Source organism: Fulvivirga sedimenti, assembly GCF_020328055.1.
Genome location: NZ_JAIXNE010000002.1, coordinates 1004767 through 1020244, shown reverse-complemented (window position 1 = coordinate 1020244; position 15478 = coordinate 1004767). Strand labels below are relative to the sequence as shown.

The 15478-nt window shown below is 46.7% G+C and carries 13 protein-coding genes; 3 read left to right on the top strand and 10 right to left on the bottom strand.

All coding sequences use genetic code 11. The annotated features are described in order from the left end of the window. Positions 1 to 35: 35 nt before the first annotated feature. On the top strand, positions 36 to 1703 hold the full coding sequence (paaN, locus tag LDX50_RS10860) for a phenylacetic acid degradation protein PaaN (protein WP_225698474.1): 1668 nt from the start codon (positions 36 to 38) through the stop codon (positions 1701 to 1703). On the opposite strand, the gene LDX50_RS10855 is transcribed toward paaN, so the two are convergent. The 5 genes from LDX50_RS10855 to LDX50_RS10835 all read right to left on the bottom strand — a co-directional run bounded on the left by LDX50_RS10855 (position 1700) and on the right by LDX50_RS10835 (position 6113). Further along, the gene (locus LDX50_RS10855) at positions 1700 to 2455 is read right to left on the bottom strand and encodes a sulfite exporter TauE/SafE family protein (protein WP_225698473.1); all 756 of its coding nucleotides are present in this window, start codon (positions 2453 to 2455) and stop codon (positions 1700 to 1702) included. The two genes, paaN and LDX50_RS10855, sit on opposite strands and share 4 nt — an antisense overlap. A gap of 172 nt (positions 2456 to 2627) precedes the next feature. Continuing rightward, on the bottom strand, positions 2628 to 3422 hold the full coding sequence (locus LDX50_RS10850) for an SDR family oxidoreductase (protein WP_225698472.1): 795 nt from the start codon (positions 3420 to 3422) through the stop codon (positions 2628 to 2630). Further along, positions 3415 to 3921 (bottom strand): dihydrofolate reductase, encoded by a 507-nt coding sequence (locus tag LDX50_RS10845; RefSeq protein ID WP_225698471.1) that lies wholly within the window; start codon positions 3919 to 3921, stop codon positions 3415 to 3417. The genes LDX50_RS10850 and LDX50_RS10845 overlap by 8 nt, the downstream gene beginning before the upstream one ends. Further along, entirely contained in the window at positions 3918 to 4853 is a 936-nt protein-coding gene (fmt, locus tag LDX50_RS10840; RefSeq protein ID WP_225698470.1) for a methionyl-tRNA formyltransferase, read from the bottom strand. Before fmt ends, LDX50_RS10845 begins: the two co-directional genes overlap by 4 nt. Before the next feature lie 27 nt (positions 4854 to 4880). Beyond that, positions 4881 to 6113: an exo-beta-N-acetylmuramidase NamZ family protein gene (locus LDX50_RS10835; protein WP_225698469.1), complete on the bottom strand. Its 1233-nt coding sequence runs from the start codon at positions 6111 to 6113 to the stop codon at positions 4881 to 4883. Between the two features lie 49 nt (positions 6114 to 6162). On the opposite strand from LDX50_RS10835, the gene LDX50_RS10830 reads away from it, so the two are divergent. After that, the gene (locus LDX50_RS10830) at positions 6163 to 7338 is read left to right on the top strand and encodes an ABC transporter permease (protein ID WP_225698468.1); all 1176 of its coding nucleotides are present in this window, start codon (positions 6163 to 6165) and stop codon (positions 7336 to 7338) included. On the opposite strand, the gene LDX50_RS10825 is transcribed toward LDX50_RS10830, so the two are convergent. Then, on the bottom strand, positions 7335 to 8522 hold the full coding sequence (locus LDX50_RS10825) for a phosphoglycerate kinase (RefSeq protein WP_225698467.1): 1188 nt from the start codon (positions 8520 to 8522) through the stop codon (positions 7335 to 7337). The genes LDX50_RS10830 and LDX50_RS10825 overlap by 4 nt on opposite strands. Before the next feature lie 94 nt (positions 8523 to 8616). Then, positions 8617 to 9576 (bottom strand): L-threonylcarbamoyladenylate synthase, encoded by a 960-nt coding sequence (locus LDX50_RS10820; RefSeq protein WP_225698466.1) that lies wholly within the window; start codon positions 9574 to 9576, stop codon positions 8617 to 8619. 131 nt (positions 9577 to 9707) lie between these two features. Here LDX50_RS10820 and LDX50_RS10815 point away from each other — a divergent pair, with 131 nt between their 5' ends. Next, complete coding sequence (locus tag LDX50_RS10815) at positions 9708 to 9869, top strand: hypothetical protein (RefSeq protein WP_225698465.1); 162 nt, start codon at positions 9708 to 9710, stop codon at positions 9867 to 9869. Here the strand turns inward: LDX50_RS10815 and LDX50_RS10810 are convergent. From LDX50_RS10810 to LDX50_RS10800, 3 genes are read right to left on the bottom strand one after another with little or no spacing between them, the layout of a single operon-like run. After that, complete coding sequence (locus LDX50_RS10810) at positions 9852 to 10415, bottom strand: NUDIX hydrolase (RefSeq protein WP_225698464.1); 564 nt, start codon at positions 10413 to 10415, stop codon at positions 9852 to 9854. The two genes, LDX50_RS10815 and LDX50_RS10810, sit on opposite strands and share 18 nt — an antisense overlap. Further along, the gene (locus tag LDX50_RS10805; RefSeq protein WP_225698463.1) at positions 10408 to 10764 is read right to left on the bottom strand and encodes a carboxypeptidase regulatory-like domain-containing protein; all 357 of its coding nucleotides are present in this window, start codon (positions 10762 to 10764) and stop codon (positions 10408 to 10410) included. Before LDX50_RS10805 ends, LDX50_RS10810 begins: the two co-directional genes overlap by 8 nt. 59 nt (positions 10765 to 10823) lie before the next feature. Beyond that, entirely contained in the window at positions 10824 to 15284 is a 4461-nt protein-coding gene (locus tag LDX50_RS10800) for a PKD domain-containing protein (RefSeq protein ID WP_225698462.1), read from the bottom strand. Positions 15285 to 15478 lie beyond the last annotated feature (194 nt).

Genomic DNA, 15478 nt, shown 5'->3' with positions numbered 1-15478 from the left:
TCTTCGCTAACAGCGATTTAAAACGTTTTCGAAACATGAATTTATACGATAAACATCAGGAATTACTCGAAAAAGCCATCAAGGCCTTACATGAACGAGTTTTTTATGCAGCTTTTCCCGAATACCCAGGATCATCGGTCTATGGTGAAGAGGCAGATAAAAAAGGCCGTGGAGATTTCAAGGCGCATCTGAACACCAATTTTGAAGAGATGCACACAGATGAACCTGAAAGCTGGGTCTCCGATGAGGTTTCCCCCTACCTTCAGGAGCCGTTGAATATTAAATATCCGGCATTGAGTGTTGATACGCTGATTTCGAATGCCAAAAAGGCGAGGGAGTCTTGGAGAAAAGTAATTCCCGAAGATCGTGCCGGTGTTCTCATCGAATCATTGTTCGGGATGCAAAATCGTTTTTTCGAGATTGCCTATGCAACCATGCATACTACCGGGCAGGGGTACATGATGGCTTTTCAGGCCTCAGGTCCGCATGCCGCCGACCGTGCACTGGAGGCGGTTGCAGCAGGTTTCGAAGAACTTAAGCGTTTTCCGGCGCAAACACGCTGGGACAAGCCGATGGGAAAATACAATCTGGTCATTGATAAAACATGGCATGCTGTTCCCAAGGGAATTGGTCTGGTGGTTGGATGTTCAACCTTCCCAACCTGGAATTCCGTTCCGGGCTTGTATGCTTCCCTGATCACAGGGAATCCGGTGATTGTAAAGCCACATCCTGGCGCAGTCCTTCCCATTGCAATCGTTGTTTCGGAAATTCGTGACGCACTGAGGGAAAATGGAATGGATCCTGATATCTGTCAGCTCGCACCGGACACCTTTGATCACCTGATCACAAAGGACCTGGCAGAAAACCCGGCGGTAAAACTGATTGATTATACAGGAGGCTCTGTTTTTGGAAATTACCTGGAGGAACTTCGAAGTAAAACTGTATTTACTGAAAAGACAGGTGTAAATTCTGTGATCCTTCATTCCGCTCAAAATATTGATAAAGTGGCGGCTAACCTTGCCTTCAGTATTTGCCTTTACTCAGGCCAGATGTGTACAGCCCCCCAGAATTTCTATATTCCTGATTCAGGGATCTCAACCCCGGAAGGACAGGTTTCGTTTGATGACTTTGCTGCCAAATTAATCGAGCAGATCAACGGCCTGGTGGATAATCCGAAAGCCGGACCTTTTGTACTGGGCGCGATTCAGAACGCGCGGACCTGTGATCGGGTAAATGGCATTTCAAAGCTTGGCGGTAAGGTGTTGCTTGAATCACGTGAAATTGAAAATCCGATGTTTCCCAAGGCACGTACGGCAACCCCTGCAGTTGTAGTTGTTGAGGCTTCAGATAAGGACAAATATTCTGAAGAACTCTTTGGTCCGATCGCGCTGCTCATCCGTACAGGAAGTATCGAGGAGTCTGTGGCGCTGGCTCGTGAAATGGCCGAAAACCACGGCGCGATCAGCTGCGGTGCATATACCACAGACCCGGATGTGCGGGAAATGATTGCCGAGGAAATGTCCCTGGCCGCAACGCCGGTTTCATTTAACCTGGTAGGGGGCATCTACATGAATCAGAATGCGAGCTTCAGCGACTTCCATGTAACAGGAGGGAACCCTTCGGGAAATGCCTCATTTACCAATCCTGAATATGTGATCAAGCGGTTTACCTGGGTAGGTCATCGTGAACCCGCAACGGTCTAGGTGTCGTAAAACCAAAGTTTGATTGCCAGCACAATTACCATCACGACAAGGAGGCGTTTGATCCAGACGTCTCCCTTGTCGACAGACCATCGGCTGGCAATCCAGCCACCAATAGATGATCCGGCTGCCAGGACAATGGCGTAACCCCAATGAATGATTCCGGCAATGATGAATACAACGAGGGAGGAAAGGGTATAGATTAGAACAATAAGAACCTTGGCGCTATTCGTTTTTACGAGACTGAAATGGTTGATTCCTACCAGGGCTGCCATGATCAGAAATCCAGCTCCTGCCTGGAGAAACCCCCCGTAAATACCGATAAAAAAGAAGGTGACGTATCCGGCGACTTTATGTTTCAAACCCATTCTTTCAGCTAAACCGTCCTGTCCGCTTTTCTTCTGAAAGATGATCGTTAAAACCACCATCACCATGATGAGCGCAATGATTTTATTGAAAATATCCTCCGGTATATCCATGGATATCCGTGCACCGAGATATGCACCTATTGCCCCGGATATTCCCAGATACAGGGAGTAAGGCCAGGCTGATACGCCCTTTGAACGAAATCCAAGTACTCCGAAAATACTATTTGTAATTACCCCAAGCCGGTTGGTGGCATTGGCTGTGGCGGGGGGTAAGCCCATGAAAATCAGCAGCGGTAACGTGAGCAGAGAGCCACCGCCTGCAACGACATTGATGAATCCTGCAATAATACCGGCGATGAAAAGATAGAATAGATGTAGAATTTCCATGCCCCGCTAGTTTAACAGGTTTTTTTAATTTATCAATGAGAATTTATGATTGGAACTGTTCGTCCCTTTGAAAAATGTTGTGAACCCCCACCATGAAATTCTGACCGGCCGGTTACACTGCCGAAGCATTAACGGAGGTGCGAGGGCTGGTCATCGGGATAACTTTTATGCCTCAGCGAACTTTGGCCCCTGGTAAAATCCTCGCAAAAATGCCAGGAAAGAATCGCTTGAGATATAACGCATAAACTTCCTTTCCCCCGATATAGACCTCATTTTTTCGTTTTTTGATGGCTTGCCTGATTTTGTGTGCGCATCGTTCGGGCGACATGCCTTTGGCCTGCGCATCATCCATTTGATTAAGAGGCTGCCCGTCGGCCGTAAGTGCATTAACGGATACATTGGTACGAATGAACCCGGGGCAAACAATGGTGAAGTGAATGTTGGAATCATGCAGTTCGGCACGGGCAGAATCATAAAAACCATGAAGTGCATGCTTGGAAGCGGCATAACCCGAACGGTACGGGCTCCCAAATTTGCCAACCAGGCTGCTTATGACAGCTACATGTCCTTTGCCGCGACCCATGAAATGGGGAAGCAGTGCTTTTGTGAGCGCAATATTTCCCAGGTAATTCACCTTCATCAACCGGTCATAAACGGAAATGTCGGTTTCCAGAGTGAGGGACCTCTGGCTGATTCCGGCATTGTTGATGAGTAAGTCGATGTGTCCAAATTGCTGAATAGCCATTTCACAGGCAGCAGGTAAAGAATCAGTATCCTCCAGGTCGGCAACAACAACAGCGGTCTTTCCCGGATAGGTTAGGGAAGCCTGATCAGAAATGGCTTCCAGTTTATCCTTGCTGCGTGCGGAAAGGATTACACTGTAGCCATCTTTCAGGTATTCATCCACGAGTGCCTCTCCGATACCGGAAGAGGCGCCTGTTATCCATACTACTTTCTGATCAGCCATTAATCCGTTGATAGATCACAAAATCAAAAGCATGTTTATGCCGGTCGTCTGCAGGATGATGAATGCGTGAAACTTCCCCCCAGTTGGAGAAGTCAACTTCAGGGAAGAAAGCGTCCCCATCAAACGACTCGTCAATTTCTGTAATGTACAATAAATCGGCATGCGGAAGCCCGAGAGAATAAATTTCCCCGCCGCCAATGATAAATACCTCTTCCTGTTGTGCTTCTTTTGCCAAATCCAGGGCTTCATTCATGGAATGGACAATTACGGCCCCGGGTGCTTCATATTCGCTCTGACGGGTAATGATGACATTCGTGCGATTGGGCAATGGGCGGTACTTTTCAGGGATGGATTCATAGTTCTTTCGTCCCATGATCACATAGTGGCCGGTAGTGGTTTTCATAAAGTAGGACATGTCATCTGGAAGATGCCATATCAGGTCATTATCCTTTCCGATGACCCTGTTTTTTCCCACTGCGACGATCATTGATATTTTCATTGGTTTACTGGTTTTTCCGGAATCCTGTTTCCCAGCAGAAACTCTCCGATTTGCATGCGTTTTTTTCCCTGCCATTGTAATTCATCGATGGCGATCGAACCGTCGGCTGTATGAATATGCCAGAATGATTTCTGATCTGTTGAAATTGTTCCGGGCATTCCTTTTCTTTCTCCGGAAATGTGCGCCTTTAGAATTTTCACAATTTGGTCATCGATAGATAACCAGGCTGAAGGAAACGGAGACAATCCACGAATGAAGTTATAGACCTTTTCCGATGGCTGATTAAAATTTATCTGACAGTCTTCACGAAAGATCTTCGGTGCGGCATGAAGGGGTTGATTTTCTGCCTGCGGCATGCTTGGATAACTGCCTGATTCTATTGCCTGTGTAGTTTTCAGGACCAGGTTGGCTCCTTTCGTCATCAGCCGTTCATATAAGCTGCCCACGTTATCCTCGCGTCTGATCTCCTCCTTTTCCTGAAAAATAATTTCTCCTGTATCGATCTCGTGTTTCAGAAAAAATGTGGTAACACCCGTTTCCTTTTCACCATTGATGATGGCCCAGTGTATTGGTGCTGCACCGCGGTAATCGGGCAGGAGTGAGGCATGTAAATTGAATGTTCCGAGCGCAGGCATATTCCAGACGACTTCCGGAAGCATCCTGAATGCCACGACAATCTGAAGATTCACATTCAAAGATTTCAGCTCATTTAAAAAGGCCGGATCTTTCAGATTTACAGGTTGAAGTACACGGAGTCCAACAGATTCGGCATACATTTTTACAGGTGAGGGGGCCAGCTTTCTTCCACGACCCTGGGGTTTATCCGGCGCAGTGATTACGCCGGCAATGGTGAAGCCGTTTTCTACCAGGATCTGAAGGGAGGGTACAGCAAAATCCGGTGTTCCCATGAAAACAATGCGCAGATCATTCATGCAGCAAAGCTACGTTTTTCGAAATTATTACGGGTACAGCAGATAACCTTTCCTGAGACTTTTAAAGGCATCCAGATCAGGCTGCCACGATTCACGGATTTCCGCTTCCGGCATCCCGTTTATTATTTGCTTCCGTAAGGCCGCGGTACCGGCAAGCTTTTCAAAGTAGTTATTGAAGAATTTATCCTTTTCGGGAAAGCGGTTATAATAATCAATGAGATATGATAGGTCAAAGCCTTCGATCGCATTCCGGCTCGTAAATAGTGTGCCGTAGCACTTTTCATTTTCAAAGGGGGGATACTTTGCCATGCCTTCAATTGAGACCGGGGTGAACGAATGCTCCAACGAAGTAAGAAGCGGATGCCCGATCTGCTGAAAGGCAAGTGTCGTACCGCGGCCCACCGAAATCACTGTGCCCTCAAAAAGACATAGTGAAGGATAGAGCTGAATGGAAAGATCATTCGGAAGGTTGGGGGAAGGTTTCACGGGAAGCGAATAGGACAAGTCATGTTGATAATTTTTCATAGGAACTACCGTAAGCTCACATTCGATGCCGCCAGACAACCAGCCCTCTTTGTTGATCATACCTGCGAGCTCGCCCACCGTCATGCCGTGCAACACAGGGATCGGCGTAAGGCCCACGAAAGACATGAATTCCTTTTCCATGACCGGTCCGTCCACAAACCGGCCATTGGGATTTGGCCTGTCCAATACCATCATTTCCTTGTCCATTTCCCCGCATGCTTCCATCACATACTGCATACTGGAGACATAGGTATAGAAACGAACGCCTACATCCTGGATATCAAAAAGAACCAGGTCAACATCCTTCATCTGTTCAGCTGAAGGCTTTTTATTAGATCCATACAGGGAAATAATCGGCAGGCCCGTACTCTTGTCCTTACCGTCTGAAATTGATTCACCCGCGTCTGCCGTACCTCGAAAGCCATGTTCGGGTGCGAAAACCTTTACAATATTAATATTCCTGGACAGGAGTGTGTCGACCAGGTGTACATCATTCAGAAGTGATGTGTGATTTACCAGAAGCGCAACCCGTTTTCCTTCCAGTAAAGGAAGATAAACATCCATGCGCGCAGCTCCCAGGGTCAATTCTGCAGGTACTTCCGCAGTTGCATTGGCGGGTGTTTCAGCAGATTGCGTCCGGGCACATGAAAAATTCAAAAGGAAAATAGCGAGAAAGATCGTAAGCCGGTTCACCAGATTTATGTTTATTTGTGACTTACGATCAAAAGTACGCATATTCTTGAACCTTCCTTATTTCATATCTAAAAGAATTACCGGCAACGAGATGGGTGGTTTTTCGGCCACAATCTACCGTATTGCCATTGCCAGTATCGGTGTCGGACTGGCTGTGATGATCATTTCTTTTCTGATTATGATTGGATTCCAGGAAACGGTCACCAACAAGATCTATAACTTCAGTGCGCACATGATCGTCACCAAGTATACCAGTAATGATACATTTGAAGAGGCACCGCTATCATTGAATAATGATTTGTATCAGAATTATGCGTCATATGATTTTATTGATCATGTACAGGAATATAGCCACAAGGCTGGCCTGATCAAGACTGAAAATGAAGTGCTGGGCATTATTTTCAAGGGCGTAAGTACCCGATTTGATACCGTGCGGTTTGAACCATCATTGGTGGAAGGTCGATTCATTAATTTTGATGACCCTTCGTATAGCAAGGAAGTACTGCTTAGTAAGGAAATTGCAAATAAGCTCAACCTGAAGCTCAATGAGGATGTAATTGTTCATTTTTTTCAGAATCCGCCACGGGTGAGACGTCTTAAGATCGTAGGTATTTATGAGACGAACCTCTCTGAGTATTATGATAACAAGTTTATTATCGGGGATATCCGGCTGATTCAGCGTCTTAATAACTGGGCTGACAGCGTCGCCGGCGGAATGGAAATCTTTGTTAAGGATACCCGTAATATGGATGAGGCTGAAGCCCGCGTCCTTCGCCTGATGAATTACGACATGGCTGTTCAGAAGGTGAGCGACAAATATATTCAGGTATTCGACTGGCTGCACCTCATCAGCAGGCAGGTAAATATTTTTCTTACCATCATTTTACTGGTGGTGTGCGTTAATATGATTTCGATAATTCTTATCCTGATCATGGAGCGGACCCAGATGATTGGTTTGCTGAAAGCATTTGGATCAACCAACAGGATGGTTCGACGCATTTTCTCCTATCACGGCATTGGTATCATTGCCCGGGGACTTCTCCTTGGTAACGTGCTTGGACTGGGCCTCTGTCTTATTCAGTATTTCTTCAAGATAATACCATTAAATCCAAAGGACTACTACATGAGCTTTGTGCCGATCGGTTGGAACTGGGAGATAGTCGTTTTCCTGAATGTTTTAACGCTGGTTGTTGTAGCCCTGATCATACTTATTCCCACACTCGCCATCAGCCGGGTGGAACCCATCAAGAGTATACGGTTCGATTAATCTTCTAGTGCAGCCACACCCGGCAACACTTTGCCTTCCATGTATTCCAGAAGTGCGCCGCCGCCCGTAGAAACGTACGAAACATCATCTCCGTAGCCCAGGTTGTTCACTGCGGCTGCGGAATCGCCACCGCCAATTAAACTGAAACCACCATTTTTCGTTGCTTTCACAACGGCTTCAGCAATGGCCTCCGTACCTGCGGCGAATTTGCTCATTTCAAAAACACCCATCGGACCGTTCCATAGAATTGTTTTGCTTGAAGTGATAATCCTGGAAAATACCTCGCGTGCCTGAGGTCCGATATCCAGTCCCATCCAGCCATCGGGAATGGCGGTATTAACGGATACCTGAGTGTTGGCGTCATTGCTGAAGGCATCAGCTATTACTGAATCCATTGGCAATTCAAGGTTCACACCTTTTTCCTTAGCCTTTTTGATGAGTTCACGCGCCAGGTCAACCTTGTCTTCTTCAACCAGGGAATTGCCTATCTGGCCACCCAGTGCCTTGAAAAAGGTATAGGACATTCCACCTCCGATAATGAGGTTATCTACCTTATCGAGCAACCGTTCAATGATCAGAATCTTATCGGAGATTTTTGCTCCCCCCATGATCGCGGTGTAGGGTCTTTCCACATTGTCAAGAACCTTCTTAGCATTTTCGATTTCAGCCAGCATGACATATCCGCAGACCTTGGTATCGAAAAACTGCGCTACAATACTCGTACTGGCATGGGCTCGGTGCGCAGTTCCGAAGGCGTCGTTCACATAGATATCACCGTGATGGGATAGCTTGCGCGCGAATTCTTCATCCCCTGCGGTTTCTTCTTTATAAAACCGAAGATTCTCAAGCAAAAGGATTTCTCCGGGCTCCAGGGAGGACGACATTGCCTCAGCCTTGTCGCCAATACAATCATCGGCAAATTTAACCTGCTGGTTAAAGCGTTCACTAAGATCCGGTATCAGATGGCGAAGTGAAAATTCATCTTCCGGTCCGGACTTAGGACGGCCTAAATGCGACATTAACACTACAGAACCACCATCGTTGAGGATCTTTTCAATAGTAGGTACAGCAGCCCTGATGCGGGTGTCATCCGTAATTTCAAACTTATCGTTCAGGGGAACATTAAAATCAACCCGAATTAATGCCCGTTTATTTTTAAAGTTAATGTCGTCTATAGATCTCATAGCAATTATTTTGAAGTCCTAAATATACGAATGACGCGTGAACTATGCGCATTTTGAATTTGCTAAGTTGATACGGGAAAGGGAATGTTCCGGATTAGTCCTGCGAATCTGAGGCTGCACGTCGCAGCCTGTCATTGATCGCACGTCCCAGGCCTTCATCCGGTACGAGCTCCGCAATAATTTGTGCTACATTCAGGGCATCCAGTTCGCGCATATATTTGAATAGGTTTTTTGCCGCGGTCTTCATATTTCCATCGGGCGCAAGTATTCGTTGGTTTTCAATAGGTACTGAACCAATTGAATCACAAAAAAGGAGATAACCGTTATTGCCGTCTGTCACATTATCTTTAACGGCCGATTCGAGTCTGAATGGTTTTGCCGGAGCATAGTGGCTTTTCAACATTCCGGGCGCTTTTGGATTTGAGCTTGAATGGGGCATGATTTCCAAATGTCCGGTCAACTTTTCAATTTCATCAACACTCAGGCCGCCGAGCCGATAGATCGTAGGCTGATTCGCTGGAAATCCGACAATAGTTGATTCAAGACCAACCCGTGCCGCACCTCCGTCGAGGATGTAGTCAATCTTATCCCCCAGCTGATCATTAACATGCTGTGCAGTAGTAGGTGAAATGTAGCCGAAGGGGTTTGCACTGGGGGCTACCAGAGGAAAGGGCAGGGCTGTGAGCAACTCGAGTGTGAGTTTATTGTCCGGAACGCGAATGGCAACATCGGGCATTCCGGATGTGACAATATCTGGTATTTCAGGATTTTTAGGCAGTAACAGGGTTAAAGGACCCGGCCAGAAATGACTTGCAAGAAGTTCTGCTTTTTCAGGGAATTCAGTAGAATATCGCCTGGCCTCCTGAACATTGGAGACATGCACGATCAACGGATCAAATGAAGGACGGTTCTTTACTTCAAAGATTCTCGCAACTGCTTCGGGATTCAGGGCATTGCCCGCCAGACCGTACACCGTTTCTGTAGGAATTGCCACCAATCCTCCCTCTGAGAGAATTTTGCATGCATATTTAATATCGGTTCCAGTGATTGCCATGCGTGTAAAGCGCTAATTTGGGGATTTTTATTCAATTTATGGTCTTCCTGCGGATCTCAATCCCTCCTTATTTGGCCGGTATGATTATTCGGTTAATTTTACAGCTATCAATCATTTAAACCGCCTCAACCATGAGTAGTAAATCAAGAAATGTATTAAAGGCACTGGCCGTAATATTGGTTATCCTGGCAGTGGTCATGCAACTTGAAATAATCATTATCCCTGCCCTGATTGCTTATAAATTCTGGTTGGCGATCATCGGATTTGCATTATTACTATTCGCTTCCCGGTGAAGTGAGGGTCTTGTCGGCCATCCTGCGAATGGACGGCTCGTCTCCCGCATATTCGTCCAGCTCATCGAGTGAAATCCAGCGAACCGCATTGGATTCTACGGAGATTTGAATGGAATCGGTGGTGCTGGCAGTGAACTTAAACCGAACATCATAATGAAAGTGGGCAGGGTCTGACTTTCTTGCAGGTATCAGGTGTACATCGATGTCGAAAATGTCGCCATCACTATCCAGGTTTTCAAGTCCGGTTTCCTCCCTTGCTTCCTGTTTTGAAACATCAAAAATATCCGGGTTTCCGTCAGCATGACCGCCCGGTTGCAGCCATCGATTGAGTTTTTTGTGATGAACAAGTAGGCATTTGGTTCCCTCAGGATTAATGATCCATGCAGAACCGGTTACATGCCCTTCAAGCACAGATCTGTCAAAGCAATTGGGCTCGCGTTGCAAAAAGGCAACCATTGATTCCTGATGTGCTTTCTCCTGTTCATCCCAGGGTTGATAGGATGCGATAGCCTGCAGAAGGTTTTCTCTTCCCCTGAGGTTATTCAATGATGATGGTAATTTTATTCAATTTCTTTTCTTCCAGCTTGTCGGTCATAACGCCTGCCCCGATATTGTTTTTGTCTCCTTTTTCTGCATTTACGTAATAAATGCGTGCTTCGAGGTCTTTAATTTTCACCTGCCCCTTATCATCTGTATAGTAGACTTCCGTGGCCGGGTTGGTCTCATTACGATAGTCTTCTTCAGAAACATATAGCCGGACAGCCGCTTTTTCAACAGGGTTGCCAAGTTCATTCAATACTGTAATTCGGATGGAGGTATTGAAGACCTGCGCGTCTGCTGAGGCGAACGATAGGAGGAACAGGAAAAATGCGGCAAGAAAGTAGTTCTTTTTCATAGTTATGTTGTCTTAATACAAAGGTATCAATTGTCCGTTATTAGCAAAGTATGAATTGTCTACCGGATGAGCAAAATAGCGCCCCGTTCTTCCTGCAGTCCGCGTCCGTCTTCATAAATGGATTTGTAGATAACACGGTATGCATAGGTTCCTCCGGGAACCGGTTTGCCAGGATTATTGTCGTATCCGCCATTCCATTCAAAATTAAGATCAGATGACTGAGCGATCATTTCTCCCCACCGGTTAAAAATAAATACCTGAAAATCATCTTCTGAAACCAGGAACGGATATACCCTCCATACCTGGTTGTCCTGAATATTGCTGTTGGGTCTGAAGGCATCCGGTGCACTGATTCGGGCCTTGCAATCGATGAGCACGTTAATAGTGGCGCGCGTTACACAACCGAAGGCATTGGTAATCTCAATCTGAATCGGACCTTCCTTATATACGGTTAACACATCGCCATCAAGGCTGTAATCCGGTCCAGTGCCGATGATTGGATTACCCTCTTCATCGAAATACTCAAGAGAGAAGTATACGGCATTCCCGGGATCAATTATGGCAGATCGGTTTTCTTCAACCGGATCATCCGGACAAATTGAGTAACTTCTTTCTATGGATGCAGGCAGCGGATCGGAGTTAGCGAAAGTAACCTGAACGGTTGCCGTTTCGGGGCAAAGTGCTCCTGACTGATCAACGGTTTCAAGAATCCAGTCGCCCTGTGCAAAAACCCGGAGTTCGCCATTGATTATTTCATAGTTTCCGGGCGCCGGATCCAGTACGCGGATGCCCGGGGCATTGGTGGTTATTGGTATTTGTGCTTCGTTCACATCACAGGCAACAACTTCTTCAGGAACCTCAAGTGTAGCCAGAGGAGGTGTTCCTATTACGATATTCTCAATTGTGTTGGTACAGCCGTCACCGCTCAATTCGGTAACCTCCATGTTATAGACGCCGGCAAGCAATCCGGTCGCATTGATGGTTTGAAGCCCATCAGCGTTATCGTAAGTACCGGTAATGATGCCGTTGTTGGAACCCTCGAGTCGCAGGATATAGTCAACAGGATAGCCTATGGTATACCCGGCATCCGGAATCAATGCGACAGAAACTTCGCCGTCATCCTCGCTGCAGGAAGCGTCTGTAGGGGTAGCATTCAATGTAAATCGCACACCCTGATCGGTTAGGACTGCAGAAGTGGCCGACTGGCACCCGGTAATGGTGTTGATCACATACACATTGTATGTTCCCGCAGGTAGGTTGTTAACTGTTTGATTGACAGGACCGGGAATAGTGTCACTTACGAACGCTATAGGGCCTGAAAGCTCAAATGCATAGGAGCCGGTTAATTCAGGAATCGAAACGGTGAACTGACCGTTGCTGTTTCCGCAGGATGAAGGATCGATGATATTGGTGATGTTTACCACCGGTTCGCCGAAAATTTCAAATGTAGCAAAAGCTGGCAGCGGCATGCTTTCAACGATCTGACAATCGGGAATGACGTCTACCCGTACAGAATAAATCCCGGGTGTCATGGAGGAGAACTCAAATGTCTCACCAGTCCCTGAGGAAACCAGTACACTGTCGGAATCATAGACGTTCCAGCGGTAGGTTTCAAGGCTTTGGGTGTTAATTACATTAAACTCAAGTGTCTCACCGATACATCCTGAGAAAACTTCCGCACTGATTTCCTGTGGAGAAGTGACGTACTGACTGGCAAAATTGGGTAATCCCAGCAGACTGCGGGTAAAACCTCCGTCAACAAGATTTTCACCAAGGCCGAATCCGTCGAGTAAATAACCTGCATCCTGAATTGGTACAGTGGTCATGTCTGCATTGGGATTTGTAATGGTCGCCAGGTTTACAGACCCTTCACGTGCGATATAAATCTGACCGTCCGGGCCCAGTTGCATAGCACCCAGATCAATGGCCGCTTCATTGGCCACCAGGTTTCGCGAATTGCGGATGAATGACGGATCCGTTTCATTGCCTGCAACCGTTGTTGTATCAATTTGCCAGCGATACACCTTGCTGGGACCGTTTGAACCCGGGGTTCGAATGGTTGCAAAGACTTTTCTGTAATCGGAGCTGAATTCCACACCGTAAACCTGACCGGTTTCATTACCAAAATCAAGCCTTAACGGATTGCTGATTTCGCCGGTGGCATTGTCAAAATCAAACAGTTCAACATAATTCTCTGAATTGGACTGCGAAACACCCACGGCCAGCTTACCGGTAGGCGCAAGTTTCATGTAGCCCTGGGCAGTATTGCTGGAAGCCGAATTATGGACGGAACCTACGTTACTCACCACTGCGGCTCCGATGCCTTCCGCATTCACAGGGTATGCACGGAAATTACTGTTCCCCCATTCGTGCACAACCACCCAGTTCTGATTACCGGTGATTCTTTCTGTATTCGGACTGTAAAGTTTGGTAATAATGACATCATCGTTGGTGTCCCTTACAAGATCGCCCAGACCGTCGCGCTGCTTCAGGTCGAAAACGGTATAATTGAGCTCATAAGAACTGTTTCCGCTAGGATCATAAACCTCGCGTGCCAGGAAAATATAGAACAGAGTTGCATCATTGGGGAAATCAACGATAAAAACAGATTGTGTCGCATTTTTACTGCCACCGATATCCGTTGCTACCAATTGTCCAAGCCTGTCGTAGAGATCAACCCCATCGCTGTAAAAAAGAGGTATTCCATTATCATCGCAGAAAATCGCACATCCTTCAGGGGCAATCATTTGGTTGCCGCCGAAAAGATCATTTGGATCACCAAAAGGAATAGGCCGCGCAGGGCCGGGATTATTCACATCGACAATCGGATTAAAGTCGATACCGCCGTGCTCACCAAAATACCAGATGAAAGCGCGTTGCTGGATCGCACGGTATTCCACAACCCGCAGCGATTGATAGGCAACGCATCCGGTGGTGGGATCAGTTGCCGTGACATAATAATTTCCGGCAGAATCGATGGTAGTCGTTGCATCGTCAATGAGTTGGTTGGACCACCTAAAAGTAGGCTGCGGTCCTTGTCCGCCCCCTGCTGACTGTGCCTCTGCGGTATACTCGACAGCGAAATCCTCAGCACAAACGGTGTCTGACTGTGGGAATCCGCTGATCTGAAGATCAAACTGTGTAATATTCGCCGGCTGTGAGAAGATAGTGGAATCGCCATTCAGGTAAACCATTAAGGAAACCGTGTAGGAACCGCCCTGTTCATACGTATGAAAAGGTGCAAGATCCCTTGAACCCGAACCATCGCCAAAATCCCATCGCACACTGTCGGCCCCCGGCTCGATTGTTGGAAAGAACAAGGATGGAACGCTGGCACAGGTGCCGGCAATTTCAATTGTTGCGGTGATCATTGGATCGAAAGGAGGCAGGAATGCCGGAAACTGTCTTCCCTGGTAGTTGATATTGCCACCAAATGCGTTTGGAGTATATCGAACCTGGGCCGCTATGGTATCCGGATCATTGATCCGGCCTACGCGAAGAGAACCGTTTGTGTGCTGATATAGATGATAAATAGAACTGTCGGGCGCCATTTGCAATCCGTAGCTGCGCAGCATATTCTGTGTGGGCACCGGGCGAAGCGTAAGCGGTGAATCCGTAAAATCCACCTGCATTAATACATCGGTGGCGCCGGAGAAGTTGCCGGAAAGGAAAAGATATCTTCCTGTATTCGACCATTCGGTATCATAGATATTATATACTTGTGTAGACCCACTGGTGCCTGGTATCGTGGTTGCAGCCCCACCAAATGCCCCTGTACCTGTATTGAAAGCTACAATGGCAGCGTTCTCTGCACCGGTTCTTGGGGCTATGGCCAGTTGCCCGGTTTCGGCATTATATGAGAAGTTATCGACCACGGTGGGAGCATTCACAATAAATGTTGGGGGTAGTGCAGCTGTACCTGTGGCACTGATGTCGATCGCATTGTAACTGGTGCTGGCTGTTTGATGGGCGATCAGCCAAAAGCCATCCCGACTGTTTTTAGGAAGAATGATCATGCCCGGATCATAAGTTCCAGGCAGACCGTTGACAGGTTGATTTTTTAAGGTAACGTCACCCCGCGGTATGGCATTGGCATTGGCGGCGTTCAGGGTCATATCAACGGTAGTTACCCGTATGGATCCATTATTGGTGAAAATGAAATACTGATTTGAATTATTGGGGTTGGCACATATCGCCACTCCCTGATTTACCCCGGCAGAGCCCGAAAGTCCGGTGCCGTTGGGCATGATATTATTATCACGATCGTAAACATTGATTCCGTCAGTATAAAAAAGAATAACGCCTGAAACCGGGTCTGTCGCCACAGCGCTCATGCCTGTGCCCAGATTCCGGGGAATCGTTACTGCTTCTGCAGCATATCCCGGGCGGATAAAGCGGAAACCATTGCCACTATTGCCAAAATACCAATAGATAGTAGATTGCGTTTGTGCAAATGATGAAGCTGTTACAAACAACAATAAAAAGCCAAGAATAAATTGTCTGAAAAAATCTTTGCTCATGAACCCTCGGGATATATGTTTATAACTATGTTGAGCCGCAAAAATTGTGCGAGATCTGTCAATCTTGTTTAATTATGCGAGCGTTGATTATACAAATAAGCGTTTTAGTACGTTATTCAGTTCAATATCTGTTGTATTTTCTTCTATAAGGTTACGGAAAATATAGTAACCGGAGAATGAAGTGTAAGTTTTGA

Bases quoted from the DNA above. Each gene is read 5' to 3' on its own strand.
- paaN (WP_225698474.1), top strand. From the start codon at position 36: ATGAATTTATACGATAAACATCAGGAATTACTCGAAAAAGCCATCAAG.
- LDX50_RS10815 (WP_225698465.1), top strand. From the start codon at position 9,708: ATGAGTAGTAAATCAAGAAATGTATTAAAGGCACTGGCCGTAATATTG.
- LDX50_RS10825 (WP_225698467.1), bottom strand. From the start codon at position 8,522: ATGAGATCTATAGACGACATTAACTTTAAAAATAAACGGGCATTAATT.
- LDX50_RS10845 (WP_225698471.1), bottom strand. From the start codon at position 3,921: ATGAAAATATCAATGATCGTCGCAGTGGGAAAAAACAGGGTCATCGGA.
- LDX50_RS10855 (WP_225698473.1), bottom strand. From the start codon at position 2,455: ATGGAAATTCTACATCTATTCTATCTTTTCATCGCCGGTATTATTGCA.
- fmt (WP_225698470.1), bottom strand. From the start codon at position 4,853: ATGAATGATCTGCGCATTGTTTTCATGGGAACACCGGATTTTGCTGTA.
- LDX50_RS10800 (WP_225698462.1), bottom strand. From the start codon at position 15,284: ATGAGCAAAGATTTTTTCAGACAATTTATTCTTGGCTTTTTATTGTTG.
- LDX50_RS10830 (WP_225698468.1), top strand. From the start codon at position 6,163: ATGGGTGGTTTTTCGGCCACAATCTACCGTATTGCCATTGCCAGTATC.
- LDX50_RS10850 (WP_225698472.1), bottom strand. From the start codon at position 3,422: ATGGCTGATCAGAAAGTAGTATGGATAACAGGCGCCTCTTCCGGTATC.
- LDX50_RS10805 (WP_225698463.1), bottom strand. From the start codon at position 10,764: ATGAAAAAGAACTACTTTCTTGCCGCATTTTTCCTGTTCCTCCTATCG.
- LDX50_RS10820 (WP_225698466.1), bottom strand. From the start codon at position 9,576: ATGGCAATCACTGGAACCGATATTAAATATGCATGCAAAATTCTCTCA.
- LDX50_RS10835 (WP_225698469.1), bottom strand. From the start codon at position 6,113: ATGCGTACTTTTGATCGTAAGTCACAAATAAACATAAATCTGGTGAAC.